Raw genomic sequence first — 16,358 nt, 5'->3', positions numbered from 1 at the left:
GGGGCGGTGCGGTGACGGGCCCGGTCCCGGGGGTGTTCCTTGCGGACACCCCCGGGACCGGGCCGCTGTCCTGGTCAGGCCGCCATGATCTGTACGTCGTACTGCGGGATCGACTTGTCGCGGGTGACGAGCGTCAGTTCTTCCATCTGCGCCTGGGCGATGAGCACGCGGTCGAAGGGGTCCCGGTGGTGCGATGGCAACCGGCCGGCGCGCACCCCGTGGGCCGCGGTGATGGGCAGCGGCATGAACTGCAGGTCCCTGACTCGTTCGGCCAGGTTCTCAGTGCCATCGAGCTTGCCGAGGGAATGCTTGATCGCGATCTCCCATGGCGTCGCCGCGCTGATGTACACGTCAGGTTCGGTGCGCAGTAGGTCTTTGAGAGCCGGGGACAGCTCAGGCGAGGCGTTGAGCCACCAGAGGACGACGTGCGTGTCGAGGAGCAGCTTCATCCGCGCATTCCGAAGGCTTCGGCGATGTCGTCGGGCAGTTCGTCGAAATCGTCGTGGATGTGGATCTGACCCTTGAGGGCGCCGTAATCGGTCCGGTCGACCTTGGGGCGCAGCGGCACCACCTTGGCGATGGGCTGGCCGGCCCGGCTGATCACGATCTCCTCACCGGTCTCGACCTGCTGCAGTATCCGCGAGAAGTGCGTCTTCGCCTCGTGGACGTTGTACTGCCGGGCTGCTTCCATGACTGCCTCACAGGGAGCCGGGGGACTAACAGCGGACTAGCTTCGGGTTCAGCGTAGCGCCGACACCGCCGTCCGAGCCACAGCGTTCCCTCGCGCGGGTGGCGTACCGGCGTCGTAGGCTGGAGCCCCCGGCCCGTGAGACGTGTCGGGCCCTTCGCGTTGTCCACCTCGTCACTTCGTCACTTCGTTACCTGGACGGAAGCCCTTCATGAGCCTGCACGGTCTGCTGGATGCCGTAGTACGAGACCCGGCGCTCGTCGAAGCGGTGAAGGCCGCCACCGACGGCAACCGCACGCACATCGACCTGGTCGGCCCGCCCGCCGCGCGTCCCTTCGCGGTGGCCGCGCTGGCCCGCGAGACCGGGCGCACCGTGCTCGCGGTGACCGCGACCGGCCGCGAGGCCGAGGACCTGGCCGCCGCGCTGCGCACACTGCTGCCGGAGGAGGGGATCGTCGACTACCCGTCGTGGGAGACGCTGCCGCACGAGCGCCTGTCGCCGCGCAGCGACACGATGGGCCGTCGTCTCGCCGTCCTGCGCCGCCTCGCGCACCCCCACGCCGACGACCCGTCCGCCGGCCCGGTGAGCGTGATCGTGGCTCCCGTACGGTCCGTACTCCAGCCGCAGGTCAAGGGGCTGGGCGACCTGGAGCCGGTGGCGCTGCGGAGCGGGCAGGGCGCCGACCTGGGGGACGTGACCGCCGCGCTCGCGGCAGCGGCGTACTCCCGGGTCGAACTGGTCGAGAAGCGCGGCGAGTTCGCGGTGCGCGGCGGCATCCTCGATGTCTTCCCGCCGACCGAGGAGCACCCGCTGCGCGTGGAGTTCTGGGGCGACGACGTCGAGGAGATCCGTTACTTCAAGGTCGCCGACCAGCGCTCCCTGGAGGTGGCCGAGCACGGCCTGTGGGCCCCGCCCTGCCGCGAGCTGCTGCTGACCGACAGCGTGCGCGAGCGTGCGGCGGCCCTCGCCGAGGAACACCCCGAGCTGGGCGAACTGCTCGGCAAGCTCGCCGAGGGCATCGCCGTGGAGGGCATGGAGTCCCTCGCCCCGGTCCTCGTGGACGAGATGGAGCTGCTGCTCGACGTCCTGCCCAAGGGGTCGATGGCGCTGGTCTGCGACCCGGAGCGGGTGCGGACCAGGGCGGCGGACCTGGTGGCGACGTCGCAGGAGTTCCTCCAGGCGTCCTGGGCGGCCACGGCGGGTGGCGGCGACGCCCCGATCGACGTGGGCGCGGCCTCGCTGCGCGGGATCGCCGACGTACGGGAACGGGCCCGTGAGCTGGACATGCTGTGGTGGTCCGTGGCGCCGTTCGCCGCCGACGAGGAGCTGTCCGACGACACGCTCAAGCTGGGCATGCACGCCCCGGAGGCGTACCGCGGCGACACGGCGAGGGCGCTCGCCGACACGAAGGGCTGGCTGGCCGACGGCTGGCGCACCGTCTACATCACGGAGGGCCACGGTCCCGCGGCCCGCACCGTGGAGGTCCTCGGCGGCGAGGGCATCCCGGCCCGCCTGGAGGCGGACCTGGCCGGGATCGAGCCGTCGGTCGTCCATGTGGCGTGCGGCTCGATCGACCACGGCTTCGTCGACTCCGGCCTCAAGCTGGCCGTACTGACCGAGACCGACCTCACCGGCCAGCGCACCGCCAGCAAGGAGCTGGGCCGCATGCCGGCCCGCCGCCGCAAGACCATCGACCCGCTGACGCTCCAGGCCGGCGACTTCATCGTCCACGAGCAGCACGGCGTGGGCCGCTACATCGAGATGGTCCAGCGGACGGTCCAGGGCGCGACCCGCGAGTACCTGCTCGTCGAGTACGCCCCCGCCAAGCGCGGCCAGCCCGGCGACCGCCTCTACATCCCCACCGACCAGCTGGAGCAGGTCACCAAGTACGTCGGCGGCGAGGCCCCCACCCTCCACCGGCTCGGCGGCGCGGACTGGACGAAGACCAAGGCGCGCGCGAAGAAGGCGGTCAAGGAGATCGCCGCCGACCTGATCAAGCTGTACTCGGCGCGCATGGCGGCCCCCGGCCACACCTTCGGCCCGGACACCCCGTGGCAGCGGGAGCTGGAGGACGCCTTCCCGTACGTCGAGACGCCCGACCAGCTGTCCACCATCGCCGAGGTGAAGGAGGACATGGAGAAGTCGGTCCCCATGGACCGCCTGGTCTGCGGCGACGTCGGCTACGGCAAGACCGAGATCGCGGTCCGCGCGGCCTTCAAGGCGGTCCAGGACGGCAAGCAGGTCGCCGTCCTCGTGCCCACCACCCTGCTGGTGCAGCAGCACTTCGGGACGTTCTCCGAGCGGTACGCCCAGTTCCCGGTCGTGGTGAAGGCCCTTTCGCGCTTCCAGTCGGACACCGAGGCGAAGGCGACCCTCGAAGGTCTCAAGGAGGGCTCGGTCGACATCGTCATCGGCACGCACCGGCTCTTCTCCTCCGAGACGAAGTTCAAGGACCTGGGCCTGGTCGTCGTCGACGAGGAGCAGCGCTTCGGCGTCGAGCACAAGGAGCAGCTGAAGAAGCTGCGCGCCAACGTCGACGTCCTGACGATGTCCGCGACCCCCATCCCCCGTACGCTCGAAATGGCGGTCACCGGCATCCGCGAGATGTCGACGATCACGACGCCCCCGGAGGAGCGCCACCCGGTCCTGACCTTCGTCGGCCCGTACGAGGAGAAGCAGATCGGCGCCGCGATCCGCCGCGAACTCCTGCGCGAGGGGCAGGTCTTCTACATCCACAACCGGGTCGAGTCGATCGACCGGGCGGCCGCCAAGCTGCGCGAGATCGTCCCGGAGGCGCGGATCGCCACGGCGCACGGGCAGATGGGCGAGAGCCGGCTGGAGCAGGTGGTCGTCGACTTCTGGGAGAAGAAGTTCGACGTTCTCGTCTCGACGACGATCGTCGAGTCCGGCATCGACATCTCCAACGCCAACACCCTGATCGTCGAGCGCGGCGACAACTTCGGCCTCTCCCAGCTCCACCAGCTGCGCGGCCGGGTGGGCCGTGGCCGCGACCGCGGGTACGCGTACTTCCTCTACCCGCCCGAGAAGCCGCTGACCGAGACCGCGCACGAACGCCTGGCGACGATCGCCCAGCACACCGAGATGGGCGCGGGCATGTACGTCGCCATGAAGGACCTCGAAATCCGGGGCGCGGGCAACCTGCTGGGCGGCGAGCAGTCCGGCCACATCGCGGGCGTCGGCTTCGACCTGTACATCCGCATGGTCGGCGAGGCCGTGGCGGACTACCGGGCGGTGGTGGACGGCCGGACCGAGGAGGAGCCCCCGCTGGAGGTCAAGATCGAGCTCCCGGTGGACGCCCACGTTCCGCACGACTACGCCCCCGGCGAGCAGCTGCGTCTCCAGGCGTACCGGGCGATCGCCTCGGTGAACTCCGAGGACGACATCAGGGCCGTCCGCGAAGAACTCACCGACCGGTACGGCAAGCTCCCCGAGCCGGTGGAGAACCTGCTCCTGGTCGCGGGTCTGCGCATGCTGGCCCGGGCGTGCGGCGTCGCGGACATCACCCTGGCCGGCCCCAACATCCGCTTCGGCCCGGTGGAACTGCGCGAATCCCAGGAGCTGCGCCTCAAGCGCCTCTACCCCCGCACGGTCCTGAAACCGGCCACCCACCAGATCCTGGTCCCCCGCCCCACCACGGGACAGATCGGCGGCAAGCCGGTGGTGGGCCGCGAACTGCTCGCCTGGACGGGGGAGTTCCTGACGACGATCCTGGGGTCGTAACCGGATCAGTGGCCGGCCGTGCCGGGCGTCGGCCGTGCCCGGACCGGCCGTGCCCGGGGTTGCGGGCACGGCCGTCGCGCGGCCGCCCGCGGGGCCGTCAGAGCGCGTCGAGGTCGAGCGCCTCGGCCATCACGCGGTATCCGGCGTCGCTCGGGTGCAGGTGGTCGCCCGAGTCGTTGGCCGGGAGCATGCGGTCCCGGTCGGCGGGGTCGGCCAGGGCGACCACCGCGTCGTACTCACCGGACGTACGGATCCAGCGGTTGACCGCATCGCGCTTCTTCTCGTTCGCCTCGCTGGAGTGGGCCGAGCCCTCGACGGGTGTCAGCGTCGCGCCGATCAGCTTGATGCCCTTGGCGTGCGCCTGGCGGATCCTTCTGGGCCGAGGTGCCGAGCTCCGGTCTGCTGCATTCGGAGACCACGCCGGGCATCGGCAAGGTCTAGGTTCGTGGCATTCTGAGAGCATTGATCCGGACCCGTCAGGACGGAATGCCGTGATACGTACGCTCAGGACAGCCCTCCCCGTCGCGGCGCTCGCCGCCGCCCTCGCCGTCACCGGCTGCGTCCCCGACGCGGAAAGCGACGGCGGGCAGGGCCGTGCGACCGGTGACAGCGGTACGAATCCGCTGCGCAACCCCGACGGTACGGAGCCGGGCCTGGCCCCGGTCGCCTCCGGGACGGACAGGGCCTCGGCCCGGCAGCTGATCGGCGAGGTGTCCACCAGGGGCCGCGGGCCGAAGACGGGTTACGACCGCGACGAGTTCGGCTACGCCTGGATGGACACGGCGGACGGCGTGCCACTGGCGCGCAACGGTTGCGACACCCGCAACGACCTCCTGGCCAGGGACGGGAAAGACCTCCGGTACCGCTCCGGCTCCGACTGCGTGGTCGTGGCGATGACACTGGACGACCCCTACACCGGCACCACGGTCGAATGGCGGAAGCAGAAGGCCACCGCCGTGCAGATCGACCATGTCGTCCCGCTGTCCTACGGCTGGCAGATGGGCGGGTCGCGGTGGTCCGAGGACAAGCGCGAGCGGCTCGCCAACGACCCGCTCAACCTCATCCCGGTCGACGGGCCCACCAACGGTTCCAAGAGCGACTCCGGTCCGGCGTCCTGGCTGCCGCCGAACAAGCAGATCCGCTGCTCGTACGCGGTGCGGTTCGCGCAGGTGGCTCTGAAGTACGAGATGCCGGTGACGGCGGCGGACAAGAGCGCGATGCTCGCGCAGTGCGGGGAGTAAGAGGGGCAGGGGGCGGCCACCCGGTCGACCGGGTGCCCGCCTGGCTGAGCCTGCCGACGGCGATCGCGGCCTTCGCCGTCGTCGGCGAGATGCCCGAGGGGCACGTCTCCACCGACATCGCCATGGCCTGTGTCCTGCTCCTCGGAGCGGCGAGCGCGGTGCACTTCCTGGTCTTCGACATCAAGCACTACGCGCGGCCCGCCGCCACGGGCCGGGAGACCACCCTTCCGCGGGCCCCGTACGGTCCGTACACCCCGCAGGTCGCCCAGGCCCCGCTGCATGCGCAGGCCCCGCGGCCCCCGTACGTCCCGCAGGCCGCCCCGCCGCGGTACGGCTGCCCCGGCCCGTACGCGAGCACCCCGGCGGTCGACCCGGCCCCGATCCCGGCACCTGCTCCGATCCCCCAGCCCCAGGCACAGCCCCAGCAGTCCCACCTCCAGCAGACTCCCCACCGCATGGACCAGGTCCGCGCCGAGCTCGACGAGCTCAGCGACCTCCTGCGCAAGGGCCAGCGGGGTGACCAGCCCCGGCTGCGGGGCGCCCGAGAGCTGGAACCGGGAACGCCCGCGGGGTCAGCGCGCCCGCAGGAAGGCGGAGGTCGCGACCCGGCCCACCATCGTGAGCCGGCTGTCACCGCCCGCCAGGTGCTGGTCCAGCGCGTCCTTGACCCCGGGCCAGCGCCCGTCGCCGTAGTCGTCGAGCACGACGACGCCGTCCCGCGCGGCGATCAGTTCCACCCACTCCAGGTCGGCGAGGACGCCGTCGAAGGAGTGGTCGCCGTCGACGACGATCACTCCGTACTCCCGGTCGGAGACCTCCGCCCGGACCTCCGGATCCCCGGAGAAGCCCTGCCGGATGCGTGCCCCGGTGCCGGGACGGCCGCCGCCGAGCGCCAGGTTGGCCCGTACGACGTCCTCGCGCACCGGAGTCCCCGTCGGCTCCTCGTAGTCGGAGGTCCCCGGCTGGAGCTGGGAGCCCGTCAGCGGATCGACGATCGTCAGCGCCGCCTCGATGCCCGCGCGGTGCAGCATGCGCATCAGGGCGGCCGCGAACAACCCGTGCAGCGTGCCGATTTCGAGCACTTCGAGTACGTCGCCGTCCCTGCCCCCCGGCCGCGCGAGCAGCGGGACGGTGGCGAGCTTGCCGCACACGTTGGACGTACCGCCCGCCATCCGGCCGACGCCCAGCGCCTCCAGGGCCACCACGTTGCGGTAGGCGACGGTGACGTTGCGGCGGGCGCGCTCACCCGCGTCCGTCACGGCGCGGACCTCACGCACGAGCGTGTCGATCTGCTCGGGCGCCGGCATCCGGTGCTGGCCGCGCCCGGTGCGGTCGAGCAGCATGCCGACGCCGTGCTGTTTGCGCCGGAGTTCGGAGATCTCGTCGCGCAGCCCGGCGGTGTGACGCGAGATGCGCTGGTCGACGAGTGCGGCGACGGGGCCGAGGGCCCACCTCGTCAGCCGGTTGCTCAGCGGGGATGGCACGGGGTTCGCCTCCGGCTTCGGTCCTGGGAGTGGGGGCAGGCGGCCGACCGTACGCCGTGGCTCATGCCGTGCGGGCCACGAGCCGGTGGTCCTCGGATGAAGTCTTCGTGTGGCTCCTGCGCCGGGCCCGTACGCGCCCGAGCACGCCCGCCGCGACGAGAACGAGCAGCGACAGCCCGCCCGCGAATCCTCCGGCCCGCAGTCCGGGAGGAGTGAACCGGCAGCTCACGGCGGCCGGCGTGGAGCGGCCGTCCAGGGGTACGGCGACCAGGCCCAGGTAGGAGCCGGCGGGCCGGGCCCTCGCGCCGTCCGTGCCGCAGCTCCAGCCGGCGATGCGGGGCATGGCGAAGACGGCCGTTCCGGCGGCGCCGGGCGGCAGGACGGCCCGTACACCGCTGTCGGTGACGCGCACCGAGGACGCGCCGCCCGCCCTGAGGCCGTCCACGGCGGCGGCCAGCCGGCCCCGGTCCAGGCAGCCGACGCTCTCGCGCGGCAGCCCGCCGGCCCGGTCGCCCTTCAGCGCGATCGTGACGCGGCCGTCGTCCGGGGCGGCGCCGAGCGGCTGCATCGCGGCGCGCCGCGCGGGCAGGCCGCCGCGCAGGTCGGTCTCCGTACCGCCGGGTCCGAGCCGGGCCGTACCGAAGAAGTCGGGGGCCCAGAGGAAGACCTCGCTGCGGGCCGGGCAGACGGCGGTCAGGGTCCCGCCGCGCAGCGCGGTGGGCGGGAGGGTGTAGACGCGGGAGCCGAGGAGCTTCTCCTGGTTGCGGAAGGGGGAGGCGCCGAAGCGCGGCTCGGGGCCGGGCGGGCGCACGGTGACCAGCCGCGGCACGGTGGCGCGGACCACCTTCACCTCGCGGTCGTCGGGCCGCGACCAGCCCTGGTGCGGGTCGCGCGGCATGCGCACGCGCGCGCCGACGGAGAAGACCGCGTCGGTCACCGGGTTGTCGACGCTCTGGACGGAGCGGCCGTTGGACGTCCAGCCGGCGCCGAGCGCGGCGAGGGTGCGGGTGAGGACGTCGGGCGTGTGGCTGCTGTAGTACGCCGCGCCCTGGCCGCCCACGGCCAACGGGTCGTTGGCGGTGGTCTGTTCGCGCCCGGGTTCGGTCCGGTGGGCGGGCCACCCGTCGGCGTCCGCCACCGCGTCCGCCTGGGCCCGCTGCCGGTCGCCCCAGGGCGCGTAGTCGTCGAGGTGTGCCAGCCGCCGCCGGTCGGCGTGCGCGGTGGTCACGGCGGCCTGCGCCACCTGCGCGCCGGCCAGCAGCAGCGCGGCGGCCACCGCGAGCACCCGCCCGTAGGCCGGCCCCCGCCCCGCGCCCGGCCCCGTGCCCTTTTCCGGACTCCGTCCCGCGCCCCGCACCGGCCCCCGCCCGGCCCCCCGGCCCCCGCCCGCCGGACGGGCCCACTGCTCCGCGCGCCGTGCCAGCACGACCGCGCCCACCGTCGCCGCCACCCCGGCCACGGTGAGCGGATACGTCCAGGAGGTGATCCGCGGACTGGTCGCCGCGCCCAGGGCCACGACCGCGACCACGCCCACCCCGCCGAGCAGCGCCCGCCGCCCCGGCCAGCCGTACGAGAGCGACACCCAGGCCGCCATCACCAGGATCCCGGCCAGGACGAACGTCTGCCGGTACGGGCTGCCGTTCGGCGTCGCGAAGACGTGCCACACCAGGTGCGTCGGTCCCCACTGCACCGACACCGCCACCACGGCCGAGAGCAGCGTCCACGCCCACCTCTCGCGCCCCGGCACCGCCCGGTTCAGGAGCAGCGTGGCGGCGAGCAGCAGCGCGCCGGTGCCGAGGAAGACGGCGGGCGTGAAGAAGCTGTACGTCGCCGGGAGCGCGCGGGCGAGCACATCGCCCCAGCCGGCGGGCTCGAACTCCCGCGTCCAGCCCGGGTACGCGTGGGTCGACCCGAGGAGGACGACGGCCAGCACGGGCGCCGCCAGACCTGTGCCGAGAAGGGTGGTGAGGGCGGCGCGCAGCAGGACGCGCAGCCGCTCCCGCACGGGCGCGGCGGCGGCGTCGGTCAGCAGCCGCAGCAGCAGGACGAGTCCGGCCCCGAGCGTCGCCATGTACGCCGTGTAGAAGTTCGCGGTCCAGGCGAGGGCCACGACCAGCGGCCCCAGGACGCGCCGGCGCCCCGCGCGCGCCCACTCGCCCACCAGGCACAGCAGCGGGAACGCGACGAGCCCGTCCATCCACATCGGGTTGTAGACGGCCTCGGTGACCGCCCACCCGCACAGCGCGTACGACGAACCGAGCACCCCCGCGGCCCACCACCGGTCCCCGCCCCCGCGCAGGGCGAGCAGCAGCACGGTCATCGCGGCCGCCGCCGCGGCCATCTTCAACAGGGTGATCAGGTAGACGGCGAGGTCGATCTCGTCGCGCGGGAAGAGCCCGACGAGGGGCGCGAAGGGGCTGCCGAGGTACGTGCCGATGTCGGGCAGGAAGCTCGTGCCGTACCCGGACTGCCAGTTGACCAGCACCCCGCCGTCCGCGCGCCCGTGCAGCAGGTCCCACAGGCGGGTGTGGTACGGCACGAACTGGTTGCCGAGGTCATTGACGCTGCGCGTGCGCGGCCCGAAGGGGAAGGAGCGGGCGAGCACGTCACCGGCGCACACCGCCGCCACCGTGATCAGCGCGGACAGCGCCGCCGCGCGGCCTCTGGCCGCTTCCGTAATCGACATGATGATCCTTCTACTGCGCCCGTCGGCGAACAAGCCAGCATGTGACGGAAAAAGAGATCTCCATGACATCGGGAACGGTCAAATTCCCGCAGAAAGCGGCGAGTTCACCTCTTGGTTGCCGGAACGTCACGTGAAGAGTCGGACTCCGCCACGTCCGGGGGCTGTTCTTCGCTGAACATCCGACTTCGCCCGCTTCACCTGTGCGAAAACACCGGGAGAGCCGTGCTCATCTCACTTGTCGTTCCGTGCTTCAACGAAGAGGAGATCATCCGCCGCTTCCACGAGCGCGTGACGGAAGAACTCGGCAGCCTCGGCCACCCCGTCGAGCTGGTCTACGTCGACGACGGAAGCAAGGACCGCACGCTCGCCGTCCTCCGGGAGATCGCGGAATCCGATCCGCGCACGCGCTATGTCTCCTTCAGCCGGAACTTCGGCAAGGAGGCGGCGATGCTGGCCGGCCTGCGCAACGCCTCGGGCGAGGCCGTCGTCATCATGGACGCCGACCTCCAGCACCCGCCCGAGCTGGTCCGCCGCATGGTGGCGCTGCACGAGCAGGGCTTCGACCAGGTCGTCGCCCGCCGCACGAGGAAGGGCGACAGGGTCACGCGTACGCTTACCGCTCGTGCGTACTACCGGATCATCAACCGCCTGGTCGACGTCGAGCTCGTCGACGGCGTCGGTGACTTCCGCATGCTGTCGCGCCGCAGCGTCGACGCCGTGCTCGGACTCACCGAGTACAACCGCTTCTCCAAAGGCCTTTTCGCCTGGGTCGGATTCAGCACCGTCACCTTCGAGTACGAGAACGCCGTGCGCGAGGAGGGCCGCTCGAAATGGACCTTCTCGAAACTGCTCAACTACGGACTCGACGGTCTGCTCTCCTTCAACGACAAGCCACTGCGGGCCGCGCTCTATCTCGGCCTGCTGCTGCTCACCGTCGCCATGGCGTATTCGGCGTGGATCGTCGGTGTCACCCTCGTGAACGGAGTGGAAACCCCCGGCTACGTGACGCTGCTCGTCGCCGTCACCGCGCTCGCCGGGGTCCAGATGCTGATGATCGGCGTCGTCGGCGAATACGTCGGCCGCATCTATTACGAGGTGAAGCGCCGCCCGCACTTCCTGGTGAAGGACACGAATGTGGAGACGGCGCCCGCCCACCCCCGCAGCCGGGAGCTCGTCCACCGATGATCCGTCGCCAGCTGGTCAGGTTCGCCCTGGTGGGTGTGGTCAACACCGGGACGTACTACGCCTGTTACCTGCTGCTCCTGCCGTGGCTGCCGTACATCGCCGCGCACGTCCTGGCCGCCGTCATCAGCATGACCGGGTCCTTCTTCCTCAACTGCCGCTTCACCTACAACACGCGCCCCACCTGGCGGACGTTCCTGCTCTTCCCGCTCACCAACGCCGCCAACTTCGTCATCACGACCAGCGGCGTCTACCTCCTCGTGGACGTCCTGCATCTCCCCAGCACGTACGCCCCGCTGATCGCCGCGTCCGCCGCGATCCCCATCACCTTCGTCGTCTCCCGCACGATCATGCTCGGCGGCCCCTCCCGGAATTCCCGGGGCGGCGCATCCACGAACACGAACGAATCGTTGGGCGAATCAGTGGCCCGGACCACTCCGACTGCCTAACATCGATCACCGCAAGGTCGTTCGTCGCACTTTCGCCGCCATGCCGCACGATCACCGCCGGGAGGCACCCTTTGCACCGCCGCCGTCGCACCGCGCTCTCCCTCTCCACCGCGCTCCTGGTCGCGGCGCCGTCCCTCGCCGCCTGCGGAAACGAGGCGCATCCAGGGGCCGCGGCCGTCGTGGGCGGCGGTCGTATCGAGGTCTCCGCCCTCCAGTCGCAGGTCGAGGACGTACGCCGGGCCCAGCAGTCCTCGCCGCAGTCCGCCCAGCTCGTCGGCGCGACCGGGCAGCTCGGGCGCGCCAAGCTCTACGACCTCATCGTGGACCGGATCGTGGAGCGGGCCGCGGACGACGCCGGTGCGCGCGTGAGCCGCAAGGAGATCCAGACCGCGCGGGGGGAGGCGGCCGGGCAGGCCGGCGGCGAGGAGCAGCTCGCCGCGATGTACCTCCAGCAGCGCGGCGTCGCCCCCGACCAGATCGACGACGCCGTCCGCAGGGACGTCCTGGTCGGCAAGCTCGCCGAGAGGATCGGCGCGACGAACACCCCCGAGGGCCAGCAGAAGGTGAACGAGGCGTTCGTCGCCGCGTCGAAGAAGCTCGACATCGACGTCAACCCGCGTTACGGCACGTGGGACGACCAGAAGATGGAGCTCGGCGACTACAAGGCTCCGTGGATCACCCAGGTCACCCAGGAGGCGACCGCCCCCGAGGCGCAGCCGGCGGGCGCCTAGCCCCGCGCCCGACCGGCGGCCCCGCGCCCGACCGGCGGTCCCGCGCCCGACCGGCGGACCCCGGGGCCGCCCCCTGGTCCGGGGCCGCTCCCGGGCCGTCACACCGCCGGGGTACGTTCGAGGGGTGACCAGCGAAGCATCCGCCCCCGCGCCCGCCGCCCCCGGCCGTATCGTCCTCCTCACCGCCAGCCACCGGGTTGCTCCAGGACTCCTCTCCTGGCCCGCCTGGCAGACGCTGCGCGACGCCGACCTGGTGGTGTGCGCCGACGCGGACCACCCGCAGCTGCCGTACCTGCGCGAGGCGGGCGTCACCGTGGAGCACGCGGCCCCGACCGCCCAGGAGCTGCTCGACGCGTGCGGGGGCGACCGCACCGTGGTCGTCGTGCCGTCCGGCGAGGGAGACCGGGCCCTGACCGACGGCCTGGCCGGGCTGGCCGGGTCCGGCAGGGTCCAGATGCCCGACCTGGAGCTGCTGCCCGGCTCGTACGACCTGCCGGGCGCCCGCCTCCTCGACCTGGTCCAGGTCATGGACCGCATCCGCCTCGCATGCCCGTGGTCCTCGCGCCAGACCCACAAGGGCCTCGCGAAGTACGGCATCGAGGAGGCGTACGAACTCGTCGAGGCGATCGAGGACGGCGACCGCGACGAACTCCGCGAGGAGCTCGGCGACGTACTCCTCCAGGTCGTCTTCCACGCGCGCATCGCCCAGGAGGCCGAGGACGAGCCCTTCTCGATCGACGACGTCGCCGGCACGATCGTCGACAAGCTCGTCCACCGCCACCCGCACGTCTTCGGCGACGAGACCGCCGAGACCCCCGAAGACGTCAAGGCGCACTGGCTGCGTACGAAGGCGGTCGAGAAGCAGCGCGACTCGGTCACGGACGGCGTCCCCCTCGGCCAGCCCGGCCTGGCACTCGCCGCGAAACTCTCCTCGCGCGTACGCGGCGCCCACCTCGACGTACCGCTCCCGGCGGGCGAGGGCATCGGCTACGAACTGCTGGCCATGGCGGTACGGGCGGAGGCGTCCGGCGTCGACCCCGAAGCCGCGCTGCGCGCCGCGGCCCGCACCTACCGCGACGCGATCCGGTCGGCGGAGGGCCACACCGACTAGGCCGTTTCCGGGTACCGCAGTCCGCCTGGGCGGGTGCCGCCGCGGAACGGGGCGCCCGGCGTCCTGACGGGGCGCCCGGCTTCCTGCCCGTTCACCTGATGGCGCTCACACGGCCCCGCTCATACGGACGCGTTCAGATAGACGCGGGGAACGCGCGTACCGACGCGCGTGACGATCTCGTACGCGATCGTGGAGCTGGCCTGTGCCCAGTCCTGGGCGGTGGACTCCCCCCGGTCGCCGGGCCCGAACAGCACGGCCTCGCTGCCCACCGGGGGCTCGTCGCCGCCCAGGTCCACCACGAACATGTCCATGGCGACCCGCCCGGCGATCGTCCGCAACTTGCCGTCGACCAGCACCGGGCTGCTGCCCGAGGCGTGCCGCGGGACGCCGTCCGCGTAGCCGACCGGCATCAGGCCGAGGGTGGTCTCGCCGGGGGTGACGTAGTGATGGCCGTAGCTGACCCCGTGGCCGCCGGGGACGCGCTTGACGAGGGCCAGCGCGGCGCTGAACGACATCACCGGGCGCAGCCCGAAGTCCTCCGGGGCGCCCAGGTCCGGGCTGGCCGAGACGCCGTACATGGCGATGCCCGCGCGGACCATGTCGAAGTGGGTCTCGGGCAGGGTGAGGGTGGCCGCCGAGTTGGCGATGTGCCGCACCTCGGGCCGTACGCCCTGCTCCTCGGCGTACGCCGTCATCTCCCGGAAGAGGGCGAGCTGGGCGGCGATGGACGGGTGCCCCGGCACGTCGGCGCACGCGAAGTGCGAGAACAGCCCGGCGATCCGGACCAGCCCCTCGGCCTCCGCGCGCAGCGCCGCCGCGACGAGTGCGGCCCAGTCCTCGCCGGGCAGGCAGCCGACGCGGCCGAGCCCGGTGTCGGCCTTGAGGTGCACGCGCGCGGGGCGTCCCGCCGCCCGGGCGGCCTCGACGACCTCCCGCAGGGCCCACATGCCGCCCAGCGAGACGTCGATGTCGGCCTCGATCGCCTGCCGCCAGGGCCCGCCCGGCACCCACAGCCAGCACAGGATGCGGCCGGAGAGCCCGGCCGCGCGCAGTTCGAGAGCCTCCTCGGCCGTGGTCGTGCCGAGCCAGCTCGCGCCCGCGGCGAGGGCCTCACGGGCGCACGGCACCGCGCCGTGGCCGTACCCGTCGGACTTGACGACGGCCATCACGGCGGCGCCCCGGGCCCGGGCGCCCAGGACCCGCACATTGGCGCGCAGGGCGTCCAGATCGATCTCGGCGCGTGCGCGCACGGCAGCGGTCGGCGCAGCAGCTGTCTCACTCATCGCGTCCCCAGTCCCCTCAGGGGCCGCCGACAGTCCTGGGGCACCGCCCCCCACGATCCCTGGGGCGCGCTCAGGTACCGGGCCGCCGCCCCCACACGTATACCTTGTCGTTCTTCTTCGGCACGCTCCACGGCTTCTTCGCGTCACCGGGCTCCACGCCGGCGCGGCCCATGGAGCCGACGGCAGTGTAGAGGCTGCCGCAGCAGAGTAAAAGAACTGGCCGCGCCGGAGAACTGGCTGACGGCACAGGCTGGTTGTACGGGTCCGGCCGGCGGTTCCCGGGCCGTCGGCAGACGGTGCGACGGCCCTTGCGGGTGATGTGCCCCTCGCCCCCGCCGCGCCTCGGAACGGACCCGGACAGCATCCTGCTCCCCTTCCGCGCCCAGGTGGGCCGCCGGCGCACGGGACGGACAGGGGCCGGACCCGCTCGGCGCTCCGGTGGCTGAGGACGAAGGGATACGGTCGACGGCGTGCCGCACCACCAGAACACCCCCGAACCCGCGTCCGAGGGCCCCGCGCCCGAACTCTTCACCTGGGAGTTCGCCACCGATCCCTACCCGGCCTACGCCTGGCTGCGCGAGCACTCGCCCGTCCACCGGACGACGCTGCCCAGCGGGGTCGAGGCATGGCTGGTGACGCGGTACGCCGACGCGCGCCAGGCCCTCGCGGACCAGCGGCTCTCCAAGGACCCGGCCCACCACAGCGGCTCCGCGCACGCCAAGGGCAGGACCGGCATTCCGGGCGAGCGCAAGGCCGACCTGATGACGCACCTGCTGAACATCGACCCGCCGGACCACACGCGGCTGCGCCGCCTGGTGTCGAAGGCGTTCACCCCCCGGACGGTGGCCGAGTTCGCTCCGCGCGTACAGGAGCTGACGGACCGGCTGATCGACGCCTTCCTGGAGAAGGGGGAGGCCGACCTCATCCACGACTTCGCGTTCCCGCTCCCCATCTACGCGATCTGCGACCTGCTCGGCGTACCGCGCGAGGACCAGGACGACTTCCGCGACTGGGCCGGCATGATGATCCGCCACGGCGGCGGGCCGCGCGGCGGCGTCGCCCGGTCGGTGAAGAAGATGCGCGACTACCTCGCCGAGCTCATCCACCGCAAGCGGGAGGAGCCGGGCGACGACCTCATCTCGGGCCTCATCCGCGCCAGCGACCACGGCGAGCACCTCACCGAGAACGAGGCCGCCGCGATGGCCTTCATCCTGCTCTTCGCGGGCTTCGAGACGACGGTCAACCTCATCGGCAACGGCGTGTACGCGCTCCTGCGCAACCCGGAGCAGCGCGAGCGCCTCCAGCGCGCACTCGGCGAGGGGGACACGGAGCTGCTCGCCACGGGTGTCGAGGAGCTCCTGCGGTACGACGGCCCGGTGGAGCTGGCGACCTGGCGGTACGCCACCGAGGCGCTGACCCTGGGCGGCCGGGACATCGGGGCGGGCGACCCCGTGCTCGTCGTCCTCGCCGCGGCCGACCGGGACCCCGCACGCTTCGACGACCCGGACACGCTCGACCTCTCACGCCGCGACAACCAGCACCTCGGGTACGGGCACGGCATCCACTACTGCCTCGGTGCGCCGCTGGCCCGGCTGGAGGGGCAGACGGCGATCGCGACGCTGCTGCGACGCCTCCCCGATCTGCGGCTTGCGGCAGAACCCGACGATCTGCGGTGGCGCGGCGGCCTCATCATGCGCGGATTGCGCACCTTGCCCGTGCAGTTCGGGGCAGAACGGAAGTGACGGCGCGTCACGAGCGAGA

13 protein-coding genes are annotated in these 16,358 nt (G+C 72.4%); 7 read left to right on the top strand and 6 right to left on the bottom strand.

What is annotated here, in order from left to right; translation table 11 throughout:
• Nucleotides 1-74 precede the first annotated feature (74 nt).
• Nucleotides 75-449: a type II toxin-antitoxin system VapC family toxin gene (locus tag ABD374_RS18890; protein ID WP_344496706.1), complete on the bottom strand. Its 375-nt coding sequence runs from the start codon at nucleotides 447-449 to the stop codon at nucleotides 75-77.
• Entirely contained in the window at nucleotides 446-691 is a 246-nt protein-coding gene (locus ABD374_RS18885) for a type II toxin-antitoxin system Phd/YefM family antitoxin (protein ID WP_344496704.1), read from the bottom strand. Before ABD374_RS18885 ends, ABD374_RS18890 begins: the two co-directional genes overlap by 4 nt.
• 208 nt (nucleotides 692-899) lie before the next feature.
• On the opposite strand from ABD374_RS18885, the gene mfd reads away from it, so the two are divergent.
• Nucleotides 900-4,430: a transcription-repair coupling factor gene (mfd, locus tag ABD374_RS18880; RefSeq protein WP_344496702.1), complete on the top strand. Its 3,531-nt coding sequence runs from the start codon at nucleotides 900-902 to the stop codon at nucleotides 4,428-4,430.
• Nucleotides 4,431-4,527: 97 nt separating this feature from the next.
• On the opposite strand, the gene ABD374_RS18875 is transcribed toward mfd, so the two are convergent.
• Nucleotides 4,528-4,893 carry a GDSL-type esterase/lipase family protein gene (locus ABD374_RS18875; protein WP_344496700.1) on the bottom strand — a complete coding sequence of 122 codons (366 nt, stop codon included), beginning with the start codon at nucleotides 4,891-4,893 and terminating at the stop codon, nucleotides 4,528-4,530.
• Between the two features lie 28 nt (nucleotides 4,894-4,921).
• Between ABD374_RS18875 and ABD374_RS18870 the strand changes: the two genes are divergently transcribed.
• Nucleotides 4,922-5,671 carry an HNH endonuclease family protein gene (locus ABD374_RS18870; protein ID WP_344496698.1) on the top strand — a complete coding sequence of 250 codons (750 nt, stop codon included), beginning with the start codon at nucleotides 4,922-4,924 and terminating at the stop codon, nucleotides 5,669-5,671.
• A gap of 572 nt (nucleotides 5,672-6,243) precedes the next feature.
• On the opposite strand, the gene ABD374_RS18865 is transcribed toward ABD374_RS18870, so the two are convergent.
• The gene (locus ABD374_RS18865) at nucleotides 6,244-7,155 is read right to left on the bottom strand and encodes a class I SAM-dependent methyltransferase (protein ID WP_344496696.1); all 912 of its coding nucleotides are present in this window, start codon (nucleotides 7,153-7,155) and stop codon (nucleotides 6,244-6,246) included.
• A 61-nt stretch (nucleotides 7,156-7,216) separates the two neighbouring features.
• The gene (locus ABD374_RS18860; RefSeq protein ID WP_344496694.1) at nucleotides 7,217-9,841 is read right to left on the bottom strand and encodes a YfhO family protein; all 2,625 of its coding nucleotides are present in this window, start codon (nucleotides 9,839-9,841) and stop codon (nucleotides 7,217-7,219) included.
• Between the two features lie 222 nt (nucleotides 9,842-10,063).
• On the opposite strand from ABD374_RS18860, the gene ABD374_RS18855 reads away from it, so the two are divergent.
• The 4 genes from ABD374_RS18855 (at nucleotide 10,064) to ABD374_RS18840 (ending at nucleotide 13,314) form a co-directional block, all read left to right on the top strand.
• Entirely contained in the window at nucleotides 10,064-11,026 is a 963-nt protein-coding gene (locus ABD374_RS18855) for a glycosyltransferase family 2 protein (protein WP_344496692.1), read from the top strand.
• Nucleotides 11,023-11,472: a GtrA family protein gene (locus tag ABD374_RS18850; protein WP_344496690.1), complete on the top strand. Its 450-nt coding sequence runs from the start codon at nucleotides 11,023-11,025 to the stop codon at nucleotides 11,470-11,472. Before ABD374_RS18855 ends, ABD374_RS18850 begins: the two co-directional genes overlap by 4 nt.
• Nucleotides 11,473-11,543: 71 nt before the next feature.
• A complete protein-coding gene (locus ABD374_RS18845; protein ID WP_344496688.1) occupies nucleotides 11,544-12,203 on the top strand; it encodes a SurA N-terminal domain-containing protein in 660 nt (219 codons plus the stop codon).
• A gap of 124 nt (nucleotides 12,204-12,327) precedes the next feature.
• On the top strand, nucleotides 12,328-13,314 hold the full coding sequence (locus ABD374_RS18840) for a nucleoside triphosphate pyrophosphohydrolase (protein WP_344496687.1): 987 nt from the start codon (nucleotides 12,328-12,330) through the stop codon (nucleotides 13,312-13,314).
• Between the two features lie 119 nt (nucleotides 13,315-13,433).
• Here ABD374_RS18840 and alr read toward each other — a convergent pair whose 3' ends face one another.
• Nucleotides 13,434-14,597, bottom strand: coding sequence for an alanine racemase (gene alr, locus ABD374_RS18835; protein WP_344496685.1), 1,164 nt, complete (start codon nucleotides 14,595-14,597; stop codon nucleotides 13,434-13,436).
• Nucleotides 14,598-15,067: 470 nt separating this feature from the next.
• Between alr and ABD374_RS18830 the strand changes: the two genes are divergently transcribed.
• On the top strand, nucleotides 15,068-16,339 hold the full coding sequence (locus ABD374_RS18830) for a cytochrome P450 family protein (protein WP_344496683.1): 1,272 nt from the start codon (nucleotides 15,068-15,070) through the stop codon (nucleotides 16,337-16,339).
• The last annotated feature ends 19 nt before the right edge of the window (nucleotides 16,340-16,358 follow it).

Origin of the sequence: Streptomyces enissocaesilis (assembly GCF_039533765.1) — a bacterium.
Lineage (GTDB): Bacteria > Actinomycetota > Actinomycetes > Streptomycetales > Streptomycetaceae > Streptomyces > Streptomyces enissocaesilis.
Note: the sequence above shows the minus strand (reverse complement) of the source record. Positions and strands in the feature narration are given on the sequence as shown.

What these genes read in the sequence shown, in the direction of transcription:
- ABD374_RS18890 (WP_344496706.1), bottom strand. Translation starts at nt 449, where the DNA reads ATGAAGCTGCTCCTCGACACGCACGTCGTCCTCTGGTGGCTCAACGCC.
- ABD374_RS18885 (WP_344496704.1), bottom strand. Translation starts at nt 691, where the DNA reads ATGGAAGCAGCCCGGCAGTACAACGTCCACGAGGCGAAGACGCACTTC.
- mfd (WP_344496702.1), top strand. Translation starts at nt 900, where the DNA reads ATGAGCCTGCACGGTCTGCTGGATGCCGTAGTACGAGACCCGGCGCTC.
- ABD374_RS18875 (WP_344496700.1), bottom strand. Translation starts at nt 4,893, where the DNA reads ATGCTCTCAGAATGCCACGAACCTAGACCTTGCCGATGCCCGGCGTGG.
- ABD374_RS18860 (WP_344496694.1), bottom strand. Translation starts at nt 9,841, where the DNA reads ATGTCGATTACGGAAGCGGCCAGAGGCCGCGCGGCGGCGCTGTCCGCG.
- ABD374_RS18850 (WP_344496690.1), top strand. Translation starts at nt 11,023, where the DNA reads ATGATCCGTCGCCAGCTGGTCAGGTTCGCCCTGGTGGGTGTGGTCAAC.
- alr (WP_344496685.1), bottom strand. Translation starts at nt 14,597, where the DNA reads ATGAGTGAGACAGCTGCTGCGCCGACCGCTGCCGTGCGCGCACGCGCC.